The 1497-nt window shown below is 36.5% G+C and carries 1 pseudogene; it reads left to right on the top strand.

The window, feature by feature from the left end:
- Nucleotides 1-1497 (top strand): annotated as a pseudogene (locus BD31_RS01520) (threonine--tRNA ligase); the annotation flags it as partial.

Genomic DNA, 1497 nt, shown 5'->3' with positions numbered 1-1497 from the left:
TTGTGATAGTATAGAGTACACTACCTACAAAAAAGGAGATAAAATACTGCTGAAGAGATTGAGGATCCTCGAACTCAAAGGCTAGAAGAACTTGTAGTTGTTTTCGTTGCAATCGAGGAGGGTGATGACTCATCAGTTGCACAAAATGCCGTATCTCAGATAAAAAATTCTATGGAAAAAATTGGTTGCAAAAAACTATTGTTATATCCCTATGCCCACCTTAGTTCTAATTTGGCAAAACCCTCTACTGCCATGGCTTTACTCAAAGAGATGGAAAGTGGCGCATCTGATCTTGAAGTATCTCATTCCCCATTTGGATGGACCAAGTCCTACAAATTACAAGTAAAAGGACACCCGCTGGCTGAAAGTTCCAAAGTTATTACGAAAGATTCTACAGGTTTAAAAGATGATGGCGAACTAACGTCTGATGCACTAAAAGGCGAATCAAAAATCCGCTCCATTTGGAAGATAATGAGTACTGATGGAACAATGACAAATATTGCTGATTTTAATTTTACAAAAAATAAAAATTTAGAAATTTTGGCAAAATACGAAGCGGCAAAACAACGTCATGTCGATGAACCTCCTCCACATGTTGCATTGATGAAGAAGATGGGAATCGCTGACTATGAACCTGCATCTGATTCAGGTAATATGAGATTTTATCCTAATGGGCGATTGATAAAATCATTGATTGAACGCTACGTTACTGACCGAGTCAAGGAATATGGTGGATATGAAGTTGAGACTCCCATCATGTATGATTCAGAACATCCGAGTATGGTCAGTTACTTTAATCGATTTCCTGCACGTCAATACAACATTGATTCTGAAGGGAAGAAACTATTTTTGAGATTTGCAGCATGTTTTGGCCAGTTTCTTATGGCAAATCAATACCAATTATCTTACAAGAATTTACCCTACAGATTATACGAGTTAACCCGATACAGCTTTAGACGTGAACAATCTGGTGAATTAGTTGGTTTAAGGCGATTAAGGGCATTTACAATGCCTGATTGTCATGCATTTTGCAAAGACATTGATCAAGCAGTAGATGAGATTAAAGTGAGATTTGATTTATCACAAAGCGTTCTTCGTGAACTTGGAATTGAAGAATCTGATTATGATATGGCAATTCGTTTCACTGAAGACTTTTATCATGAAAATAAATCCGCAATTGAGGAACTAGTAAAGAAACATGGCCGACCAGTATTAGTTGAAATGTGGAAGGAAAAATTCTTTTACTTTGTTTTAAAATGGGAGTTTAACTTTGTTGATAATCTTGGAAAGGCATCTGCTTTATCTACCGACCAGATTGATGTTGAAAATGGAAGTCGATACAATATTGATTTTGTAGATGACCATAACCAAAAGAAAAACCCCGTAATTTTGCACAATTCTCCTAGTGGAGCAATAGAAAGAATCATCTATGTATTGCTGGAAAAAGCTGCAAAGGAAATCAAAGAAGGACGAAAACCACAATTTCCATTATGGCTA

Origin of the sequence: Candidatus Nitrosopumilus salarius BD31 (genome assembly GCF_000242875.2) — an archaeon.
GTDB classification, from domain to species: Archaea; Thermoproteota; Nitrososphaeria; order Nitrososphaerales; family Nitrosopumilaceae; genus Nitrosopumilus; species Nitrosopumilus salarius.
The sequence above is the reverse complement of the archived record's forward strand: the minus strand, read 5'-3'. Positions and strand labels throughout refer to the sequence as shown.